Here is a 19,590-nt window from a genome sequence, read left to right on the forward strand (position 1 = left end):
CCTCGTGCGCGTCGGTGTCGCGCGGCACGTCGAGCTGCACGTCCTTGGGCATGTCCACCAGCACGGGGCCGGGCCGGCCCTGGCGCGTCAGCGTGAACGCCCGGCCCACCACCTCGGCCACGTCGTCCACGCTGCGCACCTGCGCATTCCATTTGGTAACGGACCGGGAAATGCCGATGGCGTCGCACTCCTGGAAAGCGTCGGTGCCGATGGCGCTGGTGGCGACCTGGCCGCTGATGCAGAGCACGGGAATCGAATCGCACATGGCGTCCAGCAGGCCGGAGGTGGTGTTGGCCATGCCCGGGCCGGAGGTCACGAACACCACGCCGGTGCGGCCGGTGCTGCGGGCATAGCCTTCGGCGGCATGCACCGCCGCCTGTTCATGGCGCACCAGCACGTGCCGCAGGCGCGGTTCCGCATACAGGGCATCATAGAGGGGCAGAACCGCGCCCCCCGGATAGCCGAACACCGTGTCCACGCCGTGCGCGATCAGGGTATCCAGCAGGATTTTCGCCCCGTTGCCGGCGGGACGGTCTGTGGCGGGAAGGGCGGCGAGGGCGGCGGAGTGGAGGCGGTCGTTCATGTTATCTATCTTAGGCGCAGGTCCGCAGAATATTTATCTTCTTTTCCACACAATCCCGGGAAACGCAGTAAATTCATCTGCGTTCTAAAGGAATTTTGGAAAATGAACCTGGACAWCGAGCGGGTGGGCCTGGACGCCCTGGGCTGGGCCGCCGCCGCCATCGTCGGCGCGGCCGTCGTGCTGTCCCTGTTTATGATGAGCGTCACGCGGCCCGCCCGCGCCAAGACCGCCTGCGCCGATACGGCATGAGTCCGAAAATTCGCGCAATCTATCGCGTTTGAGCGTACAATAGCCTTACTTGGGGCCGATCCGGATTCGACGTGGGTCGCGAAACAACTCAGGGCATGCCGAGCACCAGTAAGCTCGTAAATCCACTGGAACACTACAAACGCCAACGACGAGCGTTTCGCTCTCGCCGCTTAATCGGTGAGCCGCTGCACTGATCTGTCCTTGGGTCAGGCGGGGGAAGGCAACTTCCCAGGGGGGCAACCCTCGAACCGCAGCAGCGACATTTACAAGGAATCGGTCTGCGCTGGGGTCACACGGTTCAGGCTTAAATTACGTGAATCGCCCTGGTCCGGCCTGTCGGTTGGCTAAGTCCAGGGTTAAATCCAAATAGGCCGACTACGCATGTAGAACTGGTTGCGGAGGGCTTGCGGACGGGGGTTCAATTCCCCCCGGCTCCACCAATACCTGAAAACCCAACCCTTATCGGTTGGGTTTTTTTCTGCCCGCTGCGCCAGTGTTGGCGCGGTTCCGGGCGCTGGGCTCTTTAGCGGCATCCCTCTGGCGGTGCCCATTTCCGGGCCGTTTGGCCCCGTTTTCTCTCTCTGTTCTCTGTCCGGCTCTTTACCGAAAAGCGCCCAAACCCTGCAAAAACGCGGGTTTGCACGCGCCCGGTTGCGTTTTTCGTCTGCTGGAGGCGATGCGACCGAGAATGCAACGGACGTAAAAAAACCGCCCGGAGGCGGCGCGCGGTGGGGGTGTTGGTCATGTGTTTCTGGCCTGGATCATCCTGCGTTGCTGTTGCCAGTCCAGCGGCAGGCTGCCGTTGCGGATCAGGTGCTCCAGCGCGATCCCGCTGTCGCCGGTCAGGCAGGCCTCGACGACGTCCGGAGCCAGATGCACCAGCCGTGCAATGATGCTGACCCGCCCGGGGTTGAGTCCTTCGGCCTGCGCGATCTCGGTCATCGAGGTAAAGCGCCCGTCGTCGAGGAGGCGCTGCCAGTGGTGCGCCAGCCCCAACGCCCGCACCAAGGCACTGTCCTGTGCTGCGATTCGGGCCTCGCGTTCCTGTGCAGACTCATCCGCGAACGCCTGTGGCGCATCGAGCGGCGTGATGATCTTGCGTCGCACACCGCGCTTGACCAGCGTCCACGGAATGAACGTCTCCATCTTCACCCCGCCAGCCGGATTGGGGATCTGGAAGGTGACGGCCTCGCCGGTGAATTTGCCGATGTCTTTCTTGGCCATGTGCTGTCTCCTACGCGAAGGACTGGATGATCTGGCGCTGCTGCTGCCAGTCGACCGGAATGGGGTTGCGCTGAAACCAGATCAGCGTGAGTCGTCGGGGTTGGCGACCTGCGAGCAGTTGTTCGACGATGTCGGGAGCCAGCAGGGTCAGGCGCAGGAGTTCATTGACGGTGCTGTGGTGCAGACCCTCGGCCCGTGCAATGGCCGAACCGCTTTCAAACTCGCCCGCGTCCAGCAGGTGCTGCCAGTGGAAAGCCCGCGCCACCGCCTCAATGAGGGTTGGGTCGTGCGCCACCGCGCCGGTGTCGGCCAGACGCCGGATGCCCCGGCGCTTGAACACCAGCGGCACGAAGGTTTCGAGGGGGCCGGAATCGTTCATTGCGCCTCCGCCTCGACCAGTTCTGCGCCGATGCTGTCCGGGGCAAATTCGCCAATCAGCGCCTTCCAGCCCAGTTCGCGCCAACGCACTTTCAGGCCACCGGGGACGAGATCCACGCGCTCGACCATCAGGTTGACGATGCGGTGGCGCTCTGCCGGATACAGCCTCTCCCACACATCGCCCAAGCGGTGCATGGCCATCACCGCAACGTCCTCGGTGATCTGTGCGCCGTTGCGCTGGATGAATTGGCAGACCGCCGTGATCGCCTCAGGGCTGGCCAGCACGGATTTGATTTGCGCGACGACCGCAGCCTCTACTTCGTCAGCCGGGATACGCTCGTAGGTCTTGCCGCCCGCCCCGTAGCGCACTTCCGACTTCGACACGTAGTAGCGGTACTTGTGCCCGTTCTTGCGCGAGTAGGTCGGGTACATCCGCTCACCGGTCGGCGCGTACAGCAGGCCGCGCAGCAAGGCATCGGTGCGCGAGCGGATCTTGGTTTCCACCGACCGTGCGTGGCCGTCCTTGGCCAGCAGTTCATGCACCTTGCCCCACAGGCCGTGGTCGATGATGGCCGGGTGCGCGCCGGGGTACCACGTGCCCTTGTGCGACAACTCACCAAGGTAGATGCGGTTGCGCAGCAGCTTGTGCAGGTACTTCTTGTCGATGCGGGCACCGTTGCGTGTGCGCCCGTCCTGCGTCGTCCAGGCCTTGGTGGTGATGCCTTCCTGCGTCAGACGGGCGGCGATCTGGGTGGGCGAGCCGATGGTCAGCATCTCCTCGAAGATGCGCCTCACCACCGCCGCCTCGGTTTCGTTGATAACCAGCAGGCGGTTCTCGACGTCATAGCCCAAGGGCGGCACGCCGCCCATCCACATGCCTTTGCGCTTGGCCGCCGCGATCTTGTCGCGGATACGCTCGCCGGTGACCTCACGTTCGAACTGGGCGAAGGACAGCAGGACGTTGAGCATCAAGCGCCCCATCGATGTGGTGGTGTTGAACTGCTGGGTGACCGACACGAAGGACACGCCGTGGCGCTCGAACACCTCGACCATCTTCGAGAAGTCGGCCAGGCTGCGCGTCAGGCGGTCGATCTTGTAGACCACCACGATGTCGATCAGGCCGCGCTCGATGTCCGCCATCAGGCGCTTCAAACCCGGGCGATCGGTGTTGCCGCCGGAGAATCCGGGGTCGTCGTAATCGTCGGCTACCGGTATCCAGCCTTCGGCGCGTTGGCTGGCGACGTAGGCATGGCCCGCTTCCTTCTGCGCGTCGATGGAGTTGAACTCCTGGTCGAGCCGCTCGTCCGAGGACACCCGGCAGTAGACGGCGCATCGCTGGCGCGGCTTGCTGTGGGGAGTGTCGTTCATTCGTAACCCTCCCCGGCGCGGCGCAGGCCAAAGAACAATGGCCCCGACCACGGGCTGCCCGCGATGTGGCGCGCGACGGCGGACAGACTTTTGAACTGCTTTCCTTCGTACTCGAAGGTGCCGTCAGCGGTGACCCGGACGTGGTGATCGCGGTCACCCCATTCGCGCACCAGCACGGTGCCAGGGGCTAGCGTAATGTCCCTGGCCTTGCGTGGCTGCTTGATCTTGGAGTGGCGCACGCCGATATTGACCAGTCGCCTACGAGTCTCAGGATCAAGCCCGCCGAAAGCTTCTTCCTGTAATTTGTAGGCGATGCGGGATTCCAGATAGACGCGATTGGTCTTGTCCGGGCGACGCGGGAAAAAGCGATCCCAAAGCGCCCAGACCTCGGCCATCGTCAAGGATGGCAAAGCCGCCACCTGCGCGGCCACTGATGTGTGTTGGTCGTTCATCACAACTGCTCCTCTTGATAGGGGGTTGTATGAACGCGCTGGTCGGGCAGGAAGCCAAGGCCAACTACTCTCTGTTTCGGCTCGTCTGCGACGAGTGTGCGGACGATGGCGGCCGCAAGGATGGTGGTGATTTCGCCAGTGCGGGCGCTGGCGGACATCTCCGAGGGAGATGCAAGTTCGAGGTTCTTCATGACGGCTCCGGGGAATAGCAACCGTCAGGGATAGTGAGCCTGATCTTCCGAAGCGGATGGCAATTCCGGGTAATCGGTGACCAAAATTTTGTGTTAACTAAACAGTTGACGACCCTGCGGCGGGGAGGTACGATCACTCCATTAACCAATCACGCAACTAGGAAACACACATGCCTTTCGGAGCCTTCATTCGCAAGAAGCGCGAAGAGAAAGAGATCCAGATGAACGAGTTCGCGCGCAAACTCGAGATTTCGCCTGCTTACTGGTCGCGCATTGAGCGCGACATGGAAAAACCCCCCAAAGACGAGCTGATCCGCAAGGCGGCTGAGCTTCTGGGGATCAATCCGGACGACGCCTTCGTCGAAGCCAGTCGCCTGCCGCCCGATATGCGCGATGACGTGGCCAGCGTGGTGCGGATGTACCGCCGGGAAGTAACGGAGAAAAAGTGAATGCCGGTTCTGACTCTCGACTACCGGCATTGCGACCGCAAGCGCCCCAAATACGTCAAGCACATCGAAATTGAAGGCATCGCCGCGCAAGCTCGTCAGCAACTGGTTGGCCCGGACGTCGATGCCATCCCCTTCAGCACGCTGTGTGAGATCAATCGTCTGAAGATCAACGGCATCGACTTCTCGCTTGAAGTCAGCACGGATTTCGACGTACATGACGACGAGGGCAACCACGTCTTCGGCATCTGTGAGTACGACCCCGGTATTCCGGACACCGCGATGGTGTGCGTCTCTCCGGTCGGGGAAAAACTCAGCGAACTTCTGGCACTCAGTACCCTGGCCCACGAACTGGGTCACGCAGTGTTCGATGCGCCAGGCTGGATCGTCGATGGCAGCAAAGGGCCTGGGTTGTTCGATGTTCTGGAACCGACTGTGCAACGTGCGTATCGCACCACCACTCCGAACAGCGACCACCTGACGAAGACGCCCGCAACTCCGGCGCAGACGGCATTGGCCCCGGAAATTCACTTCGCCGAGCTGCGCGCCAATGAGTTCATGGGTTCGCTACTGGTGCCGCGCCAGCACTTGAACGCAGCGGTTGAGGAGCTTGCCCCGGATTTCGACATTGCGCTGCACCGTGGCCCATCCCTCAACCCGGAGGTTCCCGGCACCAGCCTGCATCTCTCATCCAGTGACGCAGGCGATCTGGAGTTCTTCGAGAAGGCGCTCGCCGCTCGCTTTGGCGTCAATCCTCGGTTCGTGCAAGTGCGTCTGCAACGCTACGGTCTCATCCGTCCGGAGGGGGGTGTGCGCTGACCTTTCCTGTCCTGCCACGCCGACTCTGCGTCGGCGTTTTTTTGAATTCTCAATTAACAAATCGCGCAATCGCGCACTTTCAAAGGAAACTGCCCATGCCTACCAGCCAAACCACCACCGCCAAGAAGAAGAAATCGATCACCCCGAAGCCGCCCAGCAAGCGTGTGCGTGATCCGCAGGCTGACAACGGCCCAGTCATCGTGCCCGGGATGGAGCATTTCGTCGATCTGGTGCGCAAGGTCAAGCACCCGACACTGGTGGTGCGCCTGCTTGAACGAGCCAGCGGAGGCACGTTCCCAGATCTGATGGATCTGGTCGACGCCGCCAAGGGCAAGTTGGCGGCCGATTCCCGGCAAGCATTCTTTCACTGCGCAGCCAAACTGGATGCCGCCACTCGGCAACGTATCGAAAACGCCGTGGAACGGGTCATGCTGCTCGGTGACGACTATGGCGCGCAGGCCGTTCAGTCGCTACTCGACGAGCGGCGCGAAGACGATGCCGTCATTCTTGGAATGCCCTGCGACCGCTTCAGCCGCGCACTGCACCTGTGCATCCTTCAGGAGTTTCCTGAGGCTGGAGCACGCCGTGAAGCTCGCTTTGATCAGGCCGAGCACGAGCAGGTCATGCATCGCCAGTGGAAAAGCGAGCAGTTCTCCAGCCACTACCTTGGCCCCAAGGGGGTGGAGCCAACGAACAGCAACGACATTCAGGAAACACTGCGCACCCGCATTGCCGAACTGTTCCCGAAAGTGCCGAAGGATCAAATCCTGATCGAGCAGTTTGTGCGGCACGGGTTGTCGCATGCGCAGCGCGACGATGATGAGGATGCAGAGGAGGAACCCCAGACCCTGTTGCACACCGTATGCGCCACCTTCAATGGTTCGACTGCGCACTTCCAGCAAGTCGAAGATGGTCATGTGGTCGACCACGAGGAGCCTGCAGCGATGTCGGTGCGATTCTCATGGGAACCGGCCACCGGCGCGCTGACCGTGTTTTGCGAAGACCGTGAAAAGCGGCGTGAACTTGCCACCGTATTCCGAGACGTGGTGCTGGCGCACGAAGGGGATATTGATGACATGCCGATTCGTCAATTCGATCTGCATGGCTTTTCCACCTCAGACATGCTCAAACGGCTGGAAAAGGATCGCATCGCAGATGTCGAGCGCATCGAGATCTTGCAGATCAAAGTAGCCAAGCCCTTTGAACAATCGCAGGAGTTGAGCGGCAAGCCGGTCGTCCGCCAACTGGCGAGCAAGATGGAAATAACCCGTGACCGGCGCGATGGCCGCACCATCTATCAGGTCGCCTACGAGGATTACAGCGTCGATGATTTGACGCAGTACACACTGGCACAGGTCAAGTTGGTGATGCGCATGGCCAAGCAGCCCCACCGCAAGGCACACAACGTTGCTGTCCAGATCACCGCCCCCAACGGCCTGAATGACAAGAGCAGAACCGAAGACGACCGCAAGCGTGTACTGGAGCAGTTGATCCGCATTGGCGTATTGAGCGAATTCTGAGGGGATGCCGACGATGCCGATTCATCTGCGTTTCCTTGCCGCCATCGACCATCTGATGAACCTGGATACGCCCGTGTTGGCCTCCAGGTTCGGCCGCGATTGGCTCCAGTTCCGGCAGCGGGGATGGATTACCGAGGAAGGCTATCTCACGCACGTGATGGTGCCGTTCCTTGACTCTGAATGCGAGGTCGAAGTCGAGGCCGATCCGGATGCTCGCTGCTACCGCTACAGCAGCCCGTTGGACGGCAGAACCGTCGTGCAACCACTGCAGGAGATCGCACTCTGTGGCATTCAGATCGATCCGTGGTTGTCGGATCTGGCTTCATTGATTGGCATCGAGGATCGACGGCGATCACACCGGCCTTGCAGAACGCCCAACCATCTCTGGCATCTGGGCGATATGCGCATCAGCGGGACACATGACTTCGCGCCGATGTTTGTAGGTCGAGCATGGGCACGTGCGCCAAGCGCTGATATCTCCGCAGTGCTGGCTGATCCGGTGTGGCCGCGCGCTGGCGTGGTGCTGCTGGTGCAACGATCAGATGCAGCCTTGCCTCGAGATCATGTGCTGCGCGGACTGAATGAGTTCATCAACACGTCCAATGGCACGGAGAACTTCGATGCCGATGCTCTTGATCGGGTGCTGCGCGGCCACATCACGCCAAATGGCGAGCCTGAGCCTGCGCAATTTCTGCAAGGCAACCGCGTGAAGCTGCCTCACTTTGCATCATCGCGGCTGGTGAGCGACACGCGGGCAGCAATTCTGAAGGTGATGTGGGGTGTGGAGGGCAAGACTCCACCAGCCATGAAATGGGTCGAAGTCAAGACGAAAGTTCATTCTGCCGCCAGGTCATTTGACGAGGCCTTCGGTGACAAGAAAACGCGGGAGGATTTCCTCGCGCTCGTAAAAGCTGGCGGTTACTACCAAGTCCGACGTCAGTGAAAGTCGTAGTTTTTTCCGTAGTGCAATCCGGATTCAGTCCGTAGTTCCATGCGGAGACTTCGATGTGCCCATTTCATCTAGGAGGCACATCGAAATGCAAACCCAAGTTCCAACAACCCAAACTGGTCAGAAATCCTTCCGACCCAATTCCGGCGGTGCCGTGCGTATCGCCCTCGACGAGAACGAGCTTTCCATCCGCTGGGGACTCTCCGTCAAGACGCTTCGCCGCTGGCGGCAAGAGCAGCTTGGCCCGATTTACTGCAAGCTCGGTCGTCGGGTCACCTATCTCCTGCACGAAATCGAAGCCTTTGAGCGGCGCGTCTCACGCCACTCCAGCTTCACTCGTGCGTACCAGTGAGGAGAGCAGCCATGAAAGAACTGACTCTCTACCCCGCTGACCTCGCGAGCATGACCGTCGCCCAGCTTGTGATGCTGTCGATCACCGATTTCGTCGTTTCCGAGCGCAATGTCGATGAAGCCATCGCCTACCTCAAGCAGCTTCGCGTCAAGCTGGATGCCGCCAAGCTCCAGCGTTTCGGCGAACAAGCCCGTGCCGCGCTGCGTGAATCCGGCCGCGACTTCGGTACTGCCCACGTCAACGATGGCGCGCTGCACGTCAAGTACGAACTCCCCAAGAAGGTGACCTGGAATCAGGCCATCCTCAAGGAGATGGCCGAACGCATCGCGGCTTCCGGCGAAAAGGTCGAGGACTACATCGACGTCAAGCTGTCGGTGTCCGAGTCCCGCTACTCCAACTGGCCCACGACGCTGCGCGAGCAGTTCGCCGCCGCACGCACGGTGGAGGAAGGCAAACCCTCCATCACGCTCACGCTGGATGGAGGTGCCGCATGAGCCTGCCCATCATCTCCGCACAGCAGCGCATGGCCGAGCGCAAGGGCGTGAAACTTTTGATGCTCGGCAAATCGGGCATCGGCAAAACCTCCCGGCTCAAAGACCTCGATCCGGCCACCACGCTGTTTCTCGACGTCGAGGCCGGTGATCTGGCGGTGGCGGACTGGCCCGGTGACACCATCCGTCCGACTTCGTGGCCGGAGTCACGCGATTTGTTCGTTTTCCTCGCGGGCCCGGACAAGTCACTGCCGCCGGAGTCTGCCTTCTCGCAGGCGCACTACGACCACGTCATCGAGAAGTTTGGCGATCCGGCGCAACTGGGCCGCTACCAGACCTTCTTCGTCGACTCGATCACGCAGCTGTCCCGCCAGTGCTTCGCGTGGTGCAAGACGCAGCCCGGGGCCATCAGCGACCGCTCTGGCAAGCCTGATCTGCGCGCGGCCTACGGCCTGCTTGGGCAGGAAATGATCGGTGCGCTCACCCACCTTCAGCACGCTCGCGGCAAGAACGTGGTGTTCGTGGCCATCCTCGATGAACGCCTTGATGACTACAACCGCAAGGTGTTCGTGCCGCAGATCGAAGGTAGCAAGACTGCTCTGGAGCTACCCGGCATCGTTGATGAGGTCGTGACGCTGGCCGAAATCAAGGCTGAGGACGGCAGCGCATATCGCGCCTTCGTCACCAACACCCTCAATCCCTATGGCTTTCCAGCCAAAGACCGCAGCGGTCGCCTCGACCTGCTGGAGCCACCTGATCTCGGCGCACTGATCGCCAAGTGCGCAGGCGCAGCCAACACGCCTGCCGACGCCGCCACCCCGAACACCACCGAATCCAAGGAATAACCGCCATGTCGTCAAACTATTTCGATTTTCAGGATGCCGATCCCCAACAGTCAGGCTTCGACCTGATCCCCAAAGGCACGCTGGCCACGGTGCGCATGACGTTCAAGCCTGGTGGCTATGACGACCTGTCGCAAGGCTGGAGCGGCGGCTACGCCACCGAGTCTTTTGAGACTGGCTCCATCTATCTGGCGGCCGAGTTCGTGGTCACGGCGGGCGACTACGCCAAACGCAAGATGTGGTCGAACATCGGCCTGCACTCCAAGAAAGGCCCGACCTGGGGCCAGATGGGGCGCAGCTTCATTCGCGCCGTGCTCAACAGCGCCCGCAACGTTCACCCGCAGGACAACAGCCCGCAGGCCGCCTCTGCGCGTCGCATCCAGGGCTTCCACGAACTGGATGGCATCGAGTTTCTCGCCCGTATCGACATCGAAAAAGACGCCAAGGGCCAGGATCGCAATGTGATCAAGGTGGCGGTCGAACCTGACCACCCCGACTACGCCAAGTGGATGGGTGTGCCGCCCAAGACTTCCGGCGGCGGCACGTCCGGCGCTCCGGCGCAGGCAGCGCCTGCGTATCAGGCCCCGGCTCCGCAGCGCGCACCCGTGACAGGCAAGCCGTCGTGGGCTCAGTGAGGAGGTCGCCATGAATGCATCCATTCTCACTGCCAGCCACTACGGCGTTGTGCAATTTGGTGATCTCGATTGCGAGGCCGTCGTGCTCACCACTGGCGAGCGCGGCTACGTCCGTCGCCAGCTCATGAAGTTGCTGGGGTTTGCCGAGCGCCAAAGGGGTGACCGTTTTGCCAGCTTTCTGCGGGAATTTGCGCCTAACTCATTGTCATCATTGAACAAAAAAGAGGCGACAATTTTGCTGCCGTCGGGCCAAAAGGCTCAGTTCTTCCCCGCTGGCATCATTGCCGACGTCACATCAGCGGTCGTCAAAGCCGCCATCGACGGCACGCTGCACAAAGCGCGGCGGGGCATTGTCTCGAACTGCATGAAGATCATGCGGGCGCTGGCCACCACGGGCGAGGTCGCGCTGATCGACGAGGCCACCGGCTACCAGCACCACCGGGCACCGGATGCGCTGCAGGAGTTGATCTCCAAACTGCTGCGCCAGTCCTGTGCATCTTGGGAGCGACGCTTTCACCCGGACTACTACCGCGCCATCTACCGCTTGTTCGGCTGGAAGTACCAAGGCCACGACCAGAACCCGCCACACGTTGTTGGCCAGATCACGCTTCGCTGGGTCTATGGGCCGGTGCTGCCGGAGGACTTACTGAACGAGATCCGCAGTCGCAAGGGCATCTCGCAGAAGCACCACCAGTGGCTCTCCGATCAGGGCCTGGCACATCTGGAATCGCAGATTCACGCGGTCACGGCGATTGCACGCAGCTCGACGAACTACGCCGACTTCAAACGCCGCTGTGAGGCCGCCTTTGCTGGGGCTGCCCTGCAGTTGGGTCTGCTGCTCGATGAAATCGAGGAGGGAGCGTGAAATGCTGGGTCTGCAAACGACAGGCCCGGGGCTACGGCCACACCGACAACCGTCACGGTGTGGGCGATCCCCGGCGCTACCCCCTCGATTGGGTGTTCTGCTCTCGCCGCTGTCAAGACGCTTTTCACGCGCTGTACGGCAACTGGCAGCGTGCCAAGGAAGGCCGCATCGACAAAACGGAGGTCGCCATGATCAATCCGTCTGATGTCGAACGGGCTGCGATGCGCCAGTGCCTCAAGGCTTTTGGTGGGGCGGCGGGCGAGATTGGCTTTGACAAGCCACTGGGTGACTACTCGGAAAGCGAGGCGCTGCGCGTCATCGACGCCATCGTTACCTGCTGGTCGGAGGCGATGGTTTCCCACCACGAGGCCACCAAGTTCCCGCCCGTGCGGGGCTTGCCTGCGACGCCTGACCCGCTGGCACCTGAGGCCGCCAATCCGTTCGCGGATTTCAACGATGACATTCCGTTCTGAGGTGACTGCGATGCTGGATTTCAACTCATCTTCAAGCCTCTCGGATCGCGTCATGGCGCTGGTCGATGCCGGGATGCAGCAGGCCCGAGAACGTCAGTCTGCACGCCAGTACCTCGGGGCCTCACGTCTTGGCGTGGCCTGCGAGCGGGCGCTGCAGTTCGAGTACGCCAAGGCTCCCGTCGACCACGGACGCGGCACTCAAGGGCGGCTGTTGCGCATCTTCGAGCGCGGCCACGTCATGGAGGACTGCATGGTGGCGTGGCTGCGGGCTGCCGGTTTTGACCTGCGCACCCGCAAGGCAGACGGCGAGCAGTTCGGCTTCTCGGTGGCCGAAGGCCGCCTGCAAGGCCACGTCGACGGCGTCATCGTCGCTGGCCCCGAGGGCTTTGCTTATCCCGCGCTCTGGGAGTGCAAGTGTCTGGGCAGCAAGTCCTGGAGCGAACTGCAGAAAAAGGGCCTGGCCGTTTCCAAGCCGATCTACGCGGCGCAAGTGGCGATCTATCAAGCCTATCTCGAACTGCACGAGCACCCGGCGATCTTCACGGCGCTCAACGCCGACACGATGGAGATCTACACCGAGCTTGTGCCCTTTGACGCGGCACTGGCCCAGCGCATGTCGGACCGGGCGGTAAAGGTCATCACGGCCACCGAAGCAGGCGAGCTTCTGCCACGCGCCTTTCACGACCCGACCCACTTCGAATGCCGGATGTGCGCGTGGCAAGACCGCTGCTGGAGGACGTCATGACTGACAAGCACGCTTTGATGAATACCGTCGATCCCATGATTGATGCCAAGCAGGCTGCGGCTGCATTGCGCTTGCCGTACTACTGGTTCGCCGATCACGCGATGCGCAACAAGTACCGGATTCCGCATTACCTCATGGGCGGGCTGGTGCGCTATCGCTTGTCCGAACTGTCCGCATGGGCGGCACGCAGCGCTGCCGTCAAGAAGCGGGATGAGGAACAGGTCGCAGGATCGGGCAAGGAAGGTGTCGATGCTTGACTTCAACGACACCCAACAACCTGTCCAGTCCCGGCGCATCTTCGATGACAGCGAACGCGAGGCGCTGCGGGCAGGCTTGATCGCCGGTTTGCCCTCGGTGCTGGCCACCCTGTTTCCGGCGGGCAAGAAGCGCCGGGGCAAGTTCCTGATCGGCGACGTGCTGGGCAGCCCGGGCGACAGCCTTGAGGTGGTGCTCGATGGCGAGAAGGCGGGACTGTGGACGGATCGCGCCACAGGCGACGGCGGCGACATCTTCAATCTCATTGCCGGACATTGGGCGCTCAATATCCACACCGACTTCAACCGGGTGCTGGACGCGGCGGCCGAACTGCTCGGTCGCGCCCGTGAAATGCCGGTGCGTCGATCTGGCAAGAAAGAAATGCCCGTCGACGAGCTTGGCCCCGCCACGGCGAAGTGGGACTACCTGGATGCGAGCGGCAAGCTGATCGCGGTGGTTTACCGCTACGACCCGCCCGGGCAGAAGAAGCAGTTCCGCCCGTGGGACGCCAAGCGGCGCAAGATGACGCCACCCGATCCGCGTCCGCTCTACAACCAGCCGGGAATGGCCAGCGCCGCGCAGGTGGTGCTGGTCGAAGGCGAGAAATGCGCACAGACCCTGATCGACGCGGGCATCGTTGCCACCACGGCCATGCACGGCGCGAACGCCCCGGTCGACAAGACCGACTGGTCGCCGCTGTCCGGCAAGGCCGTCCTGATCTGGCCCGACCGCGACAAACCGGGCTGGGAGTACGCCACGCACGCGGCGCAGGCCATCCTGTCGGCAGGGGCCAAGTCCTGCCACATCCTGTACCCGCCCGAGGAGGCTGCCGAGGGCTGGGACGCGGCGGACGCCATCGCCGAGGGTTTCGATGTCGCCACCTTCCTCACCCACGGGCCGCGCCTGCAGATGCACGACGTGACCGATGAGGCCGAGCCGGTGGTCAGCAGCGACGAATCCGTCTGGGGTACCGAGGACGCGCTGGCGCTGTCCTTCACCCGGCGCTACCACCGCGACTGGCGCTATGTGGCCACCTGGGGGCGATGGCTGGTGTGGGACGGGCAACGCTGGCGCACCGAGGACACGCTCGCCGCCACCGACCTGATCCGCAGCGTCTGCCGCCAGGCCGCCGTGCGTGCCGACAACCCCAAGGTCGCCGTCAAGCTGGCCAGTGCCAGTACGGTCGGTGGCGTCGAACGGCTGGCGCGTGCGGATCGCAGGCACGCGGCCATCACCGATGAATGGGACGCCGATCCGTGGCTGCTCAACACGCCCGGTGGTGTGGTCGATCTCAAGACGGGCCGGATGCGCCCACACGAACGTGCCGACCGGATGACCAAGATCACCACCGCCACGCCCAGCGGTGACTGTCCGACGTGGAAGCAGTTCATCGACGAAGTCACTGGCGGCGACAAGGCGCTTCAGGCCTACCTGCAACGGATGGTCGGCTACGCGCTGACCGGATCGACGCAAGAGCACGCACTGTTTTTCCTGTACGGCACGGGCGCAAACGGCAAGTCGGTGTTCGTCAACACGCTGGCCACCATCCTGGGCGACTACGCCACCAACGCGCCCATGGACACCTTCATGGAAACGCGCACCGACCGGCACCCGACCGATATGGCCGGACTGCGCGGTGCACGTTTCGTGGCGGCCATCGAAACCGAACAGGGCAAACGCTGGGCCGAATCCAAGCTCAAAAACCTGACCGGTGGCGACAAGATCTCCGCACGCTTCATGCGCCAGGACTTCTTCGAGTTCTTCCCTCAGTTCAAGTTGTTCGTGGCAGGCAACCACAAGCCTGCCATCCGCAACATCGACGAGGCCATGAAGCGCAGGCTGCATCTGATCCCGTTCACGATCACCGTGCCGCCCGAGCGCCGCGACAAGAACCTGCAGCAAAAACTGCTGGCCGAGCGCGACGGCATCCTCGCATGGGCCGTGCAGGGCTGCCTGGACTGGCTGCGTCACGGTCGGCTTGATCCGCCGCAGCGCGTGGTGGAGGCCACCGAGGAGTACTTCGAGGCCGAGGACGCCTTGGGTCGCTGGCTGGACGAACGCTGCATTCGCACCCCGAACGCCAGATCGTTGACCGCCGAACTGTTCTCCGATTGGAAACAGTGGGCCGACGCAGCGGGTGAGTTCACCGGATCGCAGAAGCGTTTTGCCGACCTGCTGCTCAACCGGGGGCTGGACAAATGGCGCAACGGCATGGGCTTGCGCGGGTTTCAGGGCATTGGTCTGAAGTACCCGCCTGCACCTGCCTACACCCCTTACGCCGATAACTGAAACAACCGCGTCTGACGGATCGGACGGACTATGTCGTAACTCCTACACGTGCGCGTGCGCGCGCGCCTCATGGAGACTTTCGATATCACCCGTCCGATCCGTCAGACCCGCCAAAAAACGAGGACTGACACCATGACCACGACCATTCTTGCCCTGGATCTGGGCACCACCACCGGCTGGGCGCTGCGCGGCAGCGACGGCCACATCACCAGCGGTGCGGAGAGCTTCCGTCCGCAGCGGTTTGAAGGCGGCGGCATGCGCTTTCTGCGCTTCAAACGCTGGCTCACCGAGATCAAGCAATCCTGCGACGGCATCGACTGCCTGCACTTCGAGGAAGTCCGCCGTCACGTTTCGACCGATGCGGCCCACGCCTATGGCGGGTTTCTCGCCACGCTCACCGCGTGGTGCGAGCACCACCAGATCCCGTATCAGGGCGTGCCGGTCGGCACCATCAAAAAGCACGTCACAGGCAAAGGCAACGCGGGCAAGGAGGACGTGATCGCTGCTATCCGGGTGCGTGGCCACGCCCCCGTGGACGACAACGAGGCCGACGCACTGGCGCTGCTGCACTGGGCCATCCAGCACCACGACGTGGAACAGGAGGTGTGAGGTGACCCGCAAACACTGGACGATTGACGAGGTGGCCGCGCGCTACGAAGAAGCAGCCCGTACTGGACGACGCCTGCCGCCCGTGCGGGTGCAGGGCTACTTCAACGTCTGGCCCATCATCGTGCGCCAGCAGTGGGAGCGTCTGTCGGCAGACGAACAGCCGCGCCACTACTTCCCGCCCAGCCCTGAGGCGGTTGACCGGATGCTGGAGACGATGCGCTGGATGCAGTGGCTGGACGTGGAGCAGCGTCATCTGGTGTGGATGCGCAGCGACCACCAGCCCTGGCGGAAGATCTGTGGGCGCTTCGGCTGTGACCGCACGACGGCGTGGCGGCGCTGGCAGAAAGCCTTGCAGACGGTGGCTGACCAGCTCAACGCAGGCGTTGTCCCACGGCACGCGCAATCCAAAAACGTGGGCAATTTAGGGTAATGCTTGGGGTGTTTGTCCCCGGTTTGCTGCGTTTGTCCTTTTGACGGTCTTTCGAGGGTGCAACAAAAACCGGCTTTTGGGGCTAGGATTCACTCCATGCTCGGGATCAGTGACTTTGAGTCGACAGTGACTTCAAAGCCACAGTGGCTCCGAAGCGACAGTGGCTTCACAGCCACGCTTCCCCAAGGGAAAACGGGCCCTTCCTGCCCAAAATCCCATGCGGGGGGCGCGAGCGCGACGCTTTTTTAGCGTCAGGGCGCGGGCAAGGTTACCAGTCGGCAGGTTACCGGCTCCGGTTACCACCCCCAGGCGCAGTTACCACCCCACCAGAATCTTCATTCACTCAACCCGCCCGGCGGCAACGCTCGGCGGGTTTTGCTTTTGGGACTTCCACTTTGAACACGCTCAACGTCGAGTACCGCAAGGTCGAGGCGCTGATTCCCTACGCCCGCAATCCGCGCACGCACGCCGAAAGCCAGATCGCCAAGATCGCGGCCAGCATCGTCGAGTACGGCTGGACGAATCCCATCCTGGTCGACGGCGACAACGGCATCATCGCCGGACACGGGCGTTTGGCCGCTGCGCGCAAACTCGGCCTGGATCAGGTGCCGGTGATCGAACTGGCCCACCTGACCGTCGCGCAAAAGCGGGCACTGGTGATTGCCGACAACCGACTGGCACTGGATGCAGGCTGGGACGAAGAGATGCTGGCCCTGGAGCTGGCCGAGTTGTCCGACGCTGGATACGACCTCGCTCTGACCGGCTTCGAGGAAGCCGAGATCGAGGCACTGCTCACCGGCGCGGTGGCCGTCGCGGATGATGAATCAGAGTCTGAAGCCGACGAGTCTGACGCGGCCGACGACGTGCCGGAAGTACCCGTCATGGCGGTATCCCGCCCCGATGATGTCTGGGCGATTGGCCCGCACCGCCTGATCTGTGGCGACGCCACCGACCGGAACGTGGTCGCTGCGCTGATGCAGGGTGACCTCTCTCGCCTGTGCTTCACCTCGCCGCCCTACGGCAACCAGCGCGACTACACCTCGGGCGGCATTTCCGATTGGGACGGCCTGATGCGCGGCGTGTTCGCGCACCTGCCGATGGCAGGCGACGGTCAGGTGCTGGTCAACCTCGGCCTCATCCACCGCGACAACGAGGTGATCCCGTATTGGGACGGTTGGCTATCTTGGATGCGCCAGCAGGGCTGGCGGCGCTTTGCGTGGTACGTCTGGGATCAGGGGCCGGGGATGCCCGGCGACTGGGCAGGCCGCTTCGCGCCGAGCTTCGAGTTCGTATTCCACTTCAACCGGGAGAGCCGAAAGCCGAACAAGATCGTGCCCTGCAAACACGCAGGCCAGGAATCCCACCTGCGCGCCGACGGGTCGTCCACGGCAATGCGCGGTAAGGATGGCGAGGTGGGCGGCTGGACACACAAGGGGCTGCCGACGCAAGACACCCGCATCCCCGACTCTGTGATCCGCGTGATGCGCCACAAGGGCAAGATCGGGCAGGACATCGACCACCCGGCCGTGTTCCCAGTGGCGCTGCCGGAGTTCGTCATCGAGGCTTACACGGACGCGGGCGACATCGTGTTTGAGCCCTTCGGCGGCAGCGGCACGACGATGCTGGCCGCCGAGCGCACCGGTCGGATCTGCTGCAGCGTGGAGATCGCCCCGCAGTACGTGGACGTGGCCATCAAGCGCTTCCAGCAGAACCACCCCGGTGTGCCGGTCACGCTGCTGGCAACAGGCCAATCGTTCGAACAGGTCGCCGCCGAACGCGTCGCCACCTCTGATGCCGAGGTGATGGCATGAACTGGCTGGCCGACAAGATCGAACAGTGGCCGACCGCCAAGTTGCTGCCCTACGCCCACAACGCGCGCACCCATTCCCAGGAACAGGTGGCGCAGATCGCCGCCAGCATTGCGGAGTTTGGATTCACCAATCCGATCCTGGCGGGCAGCGACGGCATCATCGTCGCTGGCCACGGTCGTCTCGCCGCCGCCCAGAAGCTGGGTCTGGAACGGGTACCGGTGGTCGTGCTCGATCACCTGACGTCGACCCAGCGCCGTGCCCTGGTCATCGCGGACAACCGCATCGCGGAGAACGCGGGCTGGGACGATGCGATGCTGAGGATCGAACTGGAAGCCTTGCAACTCGAAGGCTTCGACCTGGACATCACCGGCTTCGACGCCGACGCGCTGGCCGAACTGATCGCGGGCGACGAGCCGGACAACGAAGGCCAGACCGATGAGGATGCAGTGCCCGAGGTCAGCGAGACGCCCATCTCGCGTCCGGGCGACGTCTGGATCATGGGCCAGCACCGGCTGCTGTGTGGCGACTCGACCGTGGCCGAGAGCTACGAGCGGTTGATGCAGGGCGACCTGGCGGACATGGTCTTCACCGACCCGCCGTATAACGTGAACTACGCCAACAGCGCCAAGGACAAGATGCGCGGCAAGGATCGCGCGATCCTGAACGACAACCTGGGGGACGGCTTCTACGACTTCCTGCTGGCAGCGCTGACGCCCACCGTCAGGCATTGCCGGGGCGGTATCTATGTGGCGATGTCCTCCAGCGAACTGGATGTGCTGCAGGCCGCCTTCCGCGCCGCCGGTGGCAAATGGTCGACCTTCATCATCTGGGCCAAGAACACCTTCACCCTAGGGCGCGCCGACTACCAGCGCCAGTACGAGCCGATCCTCTACGGATGGCCCGAGGGGGCGACACGCCACTGGTGTGGTGACCGCGACCAGGGGGATGTCTGGAGCATCAAGAAGCCGCAGAAGAACGATCTGCATCCGACCATGAAACCGGTCGAGCTGGTCGAGCGGGCGATCCGCAATTCGAGCCGCCCGGGCAACGTGGTGCTCGACCCGTTCGGTGGCTCTGGAACCACGCTGATTGCTGCCGAGAAGTCAGGCCGCTCTGCGCGACTGATCGAACTCGACCCGAAGTACGTGGACGTGATCGTGCGTCGGTGGGAGGACTTCACCGGGAAGCAGGCCACCCGCGAGGCGGATGGCGCGTTGCTTGATCAGGCGGCGAGCGACTCGTCGACGATCTCGCAGTGAATCACGAAGCCCGTCAGGTAAGGCAGGCCGCGCGGGATGCCGTATTGCTTGCTGGTCTGGCTGCCAATCGTCCAGCCCATCCAGCGTTGGGTGGCTGCGTTGATCGCGTCCGCCAGGGCCTTGCCTTCGTAAAGCCCGTTCTGGACGTCGTCGGCAAAGTGGCGTCCGTGGCGGCTGTCGAGGAAGACCCGTACCGATTCGAGGGGCTGGCCGGTGGCGTCCGAGATGGCGGTCATCGCCAGGGGCCATGCGGCGCTGGCGTGTTCGTTCATCGTGCCCCAAAAGCCCCAGGCTTCGTTCTGGGTGGCGGGGATCTGCGTGGTGGTGTTCATCTCTGGCTCCTTCGGGTTGATCG

General features: G+C 62.8%; 25 protein-coding genes and 1 other RNA gene. 19 read left to right on the forward strand and 7 right to left on the reverse strand.

The annotated features are described in order from the left end of the window. The coding region (locus AD428_RS00355) for a thiamine pyrophosphate-binding protein (protein WP_255352160.1) at positions 1-592 on the reverse strand (592 nt) is incomplete at its 3' end. 93 nt (positions 593-685) lie between these two features. Here AD428_RS00355 and AD428_RS26625 point away from each other — a divergent pair. Both AD428_RS26625 and ssrA read left to right on the forward strand, forming a co-directional pair. Beyond that, positions 686-832: a hypothetical protein gene (locus tag AD428_RS26625; protein ID WP_160318532.1), complete on the forward strand. Its 147-nt coding sequence runs from the start codon at positions 686-688 to the stop codon at positions 830-832. A gap of 51 nt (positions 833-883) precedes the next feature. Next, positions 884-1,272: a transfer-messenger RNA gene (gene ssrA / locus AD428_RS24115) on the forward strand. Positions 1,273-1,573: 301 nt separating this feature from the next. On the opposite strand, the gene AD428_RS00360 is transcribed toward ssrA, so the two are convergent. From AD428_RS00360 to AD428_RS00380, 5 genes are read right to left on the reverse strand one after another with little or no spacing between them, the layout of a single operon-like run. After that, positions 1,574-2,056: a hypothetical protein gene (locus AD428_RS00360; RefSeq protein ID WP_053243698.1), complete on the reverse strand. Its 483-nt coding sequence runs from the start codon at positions 2,054-2,056 to the stop codon at positions 1,574-1,576. Between the two features lie 10 nt (positions 2,057-2,066). Further along, entirely contained in the window at positions 2,067-2,435 is a 369-nt protein-coding gene (locus AD428_RS00365) for a hypothetical protein (protein ID WP_053243699.1), read from the reverse strand. Beyond that, positions 2,432-3,802, reverse strand: coding sequence for a recombinase family protein (locus AD428_RS00370; protein WP_053243700.1), 1,371 nt, complete (start codon positions 3,800-3,802; stop codon positions 2,432-2,434). The genes AD428_RS00365 and AD428_RS00370 overlap by 4 nt, the downstream gene beginning before the upstream one ends. Continuing rightward, complete coding sequence (locus AD428_RS00375) at positions 3,799-4,254, reverse strand: DUF2924 domain-containing protein (protein ID WP_053243701.1); 456 nt, start codon at positions 4,252-4,254, stop codon at positions 3,799-3,801. The genes AD428_RS00370 and AD428_RS00375 overlap by 4 nt, the downstream gene beginning before the upstream one ends. After that, entirely contained in the window at positions 4,254-4,445 is a 192-nt protein-coding gene (locus AD428_RS00380; RefSeq protein WP_053243702.1) for a hypothetical protein, read from the reverse strand. Before AD428_RS00380 ends, AD428_RS00375 begins: the two co-directional genes overlap by 1 nt. 170 nt (positions 4,446-4,615) lie before the next feature. On the opposite strand from AD428_RS00380, the gene AD428_RS00385 reads away from it, so the two are divergent. The 17 genes from AD428_RS00385 (at position 4,616) to AD428_RS00465 (ending at position 19,235) form a co-directional block, all read left to right on the forward strand. Continuing rightward, entirely contained in the window at positions 4,616-4,894 is a 279-nt protein-coding gene (locus AD428_RS00385) for a helix-turn-helix domain-containing protein (protein WP_053243703.1), read from the forward strand. Next, a complete protein-coding gene (locus AD428_RS00390; RefSeq protein WP_053243704.1) occupies positions 4,895-5,710 on the forward strand; it encodes a hypothetical protein in 816 nt (271 codons plus the stop codon). A 95-nt stretch (positions 5,711-5,805) separates the two neighbouring features. Next, the gene (locus tag AD428_RS00395; protein ID WP_053243705.1) at positions 5,806-7,230 is read left to right on the forward strand and encodes a hypothetical protein; all 1,425 of its coding nucleotides are present in this window, start codon (positions 5,806-5,808) and stop codon (positions 7,228-7,230) included. Between the two features lie 13 nt (positions 7,231-7,243). After that, positions 7,244-8,173: a hypothetical protein gene (locus AD428_RS00400; RefSeq protein ID WP_082308188.1), complete on the forward strand. Its 930-nt coding sequence runs from the start codon at positions 7,244-7,246 to the stop codon at positions 8,171-8,173. A gap of 94 nt (positions 8,174-8,267) precedes the next feature. Beyond that, positions 8,268-8,531 carry a helix-turn-helix transcriptional regulator gene (locus AD428_RS00405; protein ID WP_053243707.1) on the forward strand — a complete coding sequence of 88 codons (264 nt, stop codon included), beginning with the start codon at positions 8,268-8,270 and terminating at the stop codon, positions 8,529-8,531. 11 nt (positions 8,532-8,542) lie between these two features. Then, positions 8,543-9,025, forward strand: coding sequence for a hypothetical protein (locus AD428_RS00410; protein WP_053243708.1), 483 nt, complete (start codon positions 8,543-8,545; stop codon positions 9,023-9,025). Then, the gene (locus AD428_RS00415; RefSeq protein ID WP_053243709.1) at positions 9,022-9,867 is read left to right on the forward strand and encodes an ATP-binding protein; all 846 of its coding nucleotides are present in this window, start codon (positions 9,022-9,024) and stop codon (positions 9,865-9,867) included. Before AD428_RS00410 ends, AD428_RS00415 begins: the two co-directional genes overlap by 4 nt. Before the next feature lie 5 nt (positions 9,868-9,872). Then, positions 9,873-10,499 (forward strand): hypothetical protein, encoded by a 627-nt coding sequence (locus AD428_RS00420; protein WP_053243710.1) that lies wholly within the window; start codon positions 9,873-9,875, stop codon positions 10,497-10,499. Between the two features lie 10 nt (positions 10,500-10,509). After that, entirely contained in the window at positions 10,510-11,364 is an 855-nt protein-coding gene (locus AD428_RS00425) for a P63C domain-containing protein (protein WP_053243711.1), read from the forward strand. Next, complete coding sequence (locus tag AD428_RS00430; RefSeq protein WP_053243712.1) at positions 11,361-11,837, forward strand: DUF6511 domain-containing protein; 477 nt, start codon at positions 11,361-11,363, stop codon at positions 11,835-11,837. The genes AD428_RS00425 and AD428_RS00430 overlap by 4 nt, the downstream gene beginning before the upstream one ends. 10 nt (positions 11,838-11,847) lie before the next feature. After that, the gene (locus AD428_RS00435) at positions 11,848-12,582 is read left to right on the forward strand and encodes an isoleucyl-tRNA synthetase (RefSeq protein WP_053243713.1); all 735 of its coding nucleotides are present in this window, start codon (positions 11,848-11,850) and stop codon (positions 12,580-12,582) included. Continuing rightward, complete coding sequence (locus AD428_RS00440) at positions 12,579-12,839, forward strand: hypothetical protein (protein ID WP_053243714.1); 261 nt, start codon at positions 12,579-12,581, stop codon at positions 12,837-12,839. The genes AD428_RS00435 and AD428_RS00440 overlap by 4 nt, the downstream gene beginning before the upstream one ends. Then, on the forward strand, positions 12,832-15,126 hold the full coding sequence (locus AD428_RS00445; protein WP_053243715.1) for a phage/plasmid primase, P4 family: 2,295 nt from the start codon (positions 12,832-12,834) through the stop codon (positions 15,124-15,126). The genes AD428_RS00440 and AD428_RS00445 overlap by 8 nt, the downstream gene beginning before the upstream one ends. Before the next feature lie 132 nt (positions 15,127-15,258). Further along, positions 15,259-15,735, forward strand: a complete 477-nt coding sequence (locus tag AD428_RS00450) for a crossover junction endodeoxyribonuclease RuvC (protein WP_053243716.1) — start codon at positions 15,259-15,261, stop codon at positions 15,733-15,735. 1 nt (position 15,736) lies between these two features. Then, positions 15,737-16,165, forward strand: coding sequence for a DUF6362 family protein (locus AD428_RS00455; RefSeq protein ID WP_053243717.1), 429 nt, complete (start codon positions 15,737-15,739; stop codon positions 16,163-16,165). Between the two features lie 395 nt (positions 16,166-16,560). Beyond that, complete coding sequence (locus AD428_RS00460; protein WP_053243718.1) at positions 16,561-17,976, forward strand: site-specific DNA-methyltransferase; 1,416 nt, start codon at positions 16,561-16,563, stop codon at positions 17,974-17,976. Continuing rightward, the gene (locus AD428_RS00465; protein ID WP_053243719.1) at positions 17,973-19,235 is read left to right on the forward strand and encodes a site-specific DNA-methyltransferase; all 1,263 of its coding nucleotides are present in this window, start codon (positions 17,973-17,975) and stop codon (positions 19,233-19,235) included. The genes AD428_RS00460 and AD428_RS00465 overlap by 4 nt, the downstream gene beginning before the upstream one ends. Here the strand turns inward: AD428_RS00465 and AD428_RS00470 are convergent. Continuing rightward, positions 19,199-19,567 (reverse strand): hypothetical protein, encoded by a 369-nt coding sequence (locus AD428_RS00470; protein ID WP_053243720.1) that lies wholly within the window; start codon positions 19,565-19,567, stop codon positions 19,199-19,201. The genes AD428_RS00465 and AD428_RS00470 overlap by 37 nt on opposite strands. Positions 19,568-19,590: the final 23 nt, after the last annotated feature.

The organism is Achromobacter sp. DMS1 (assembly GCF_001270295.1).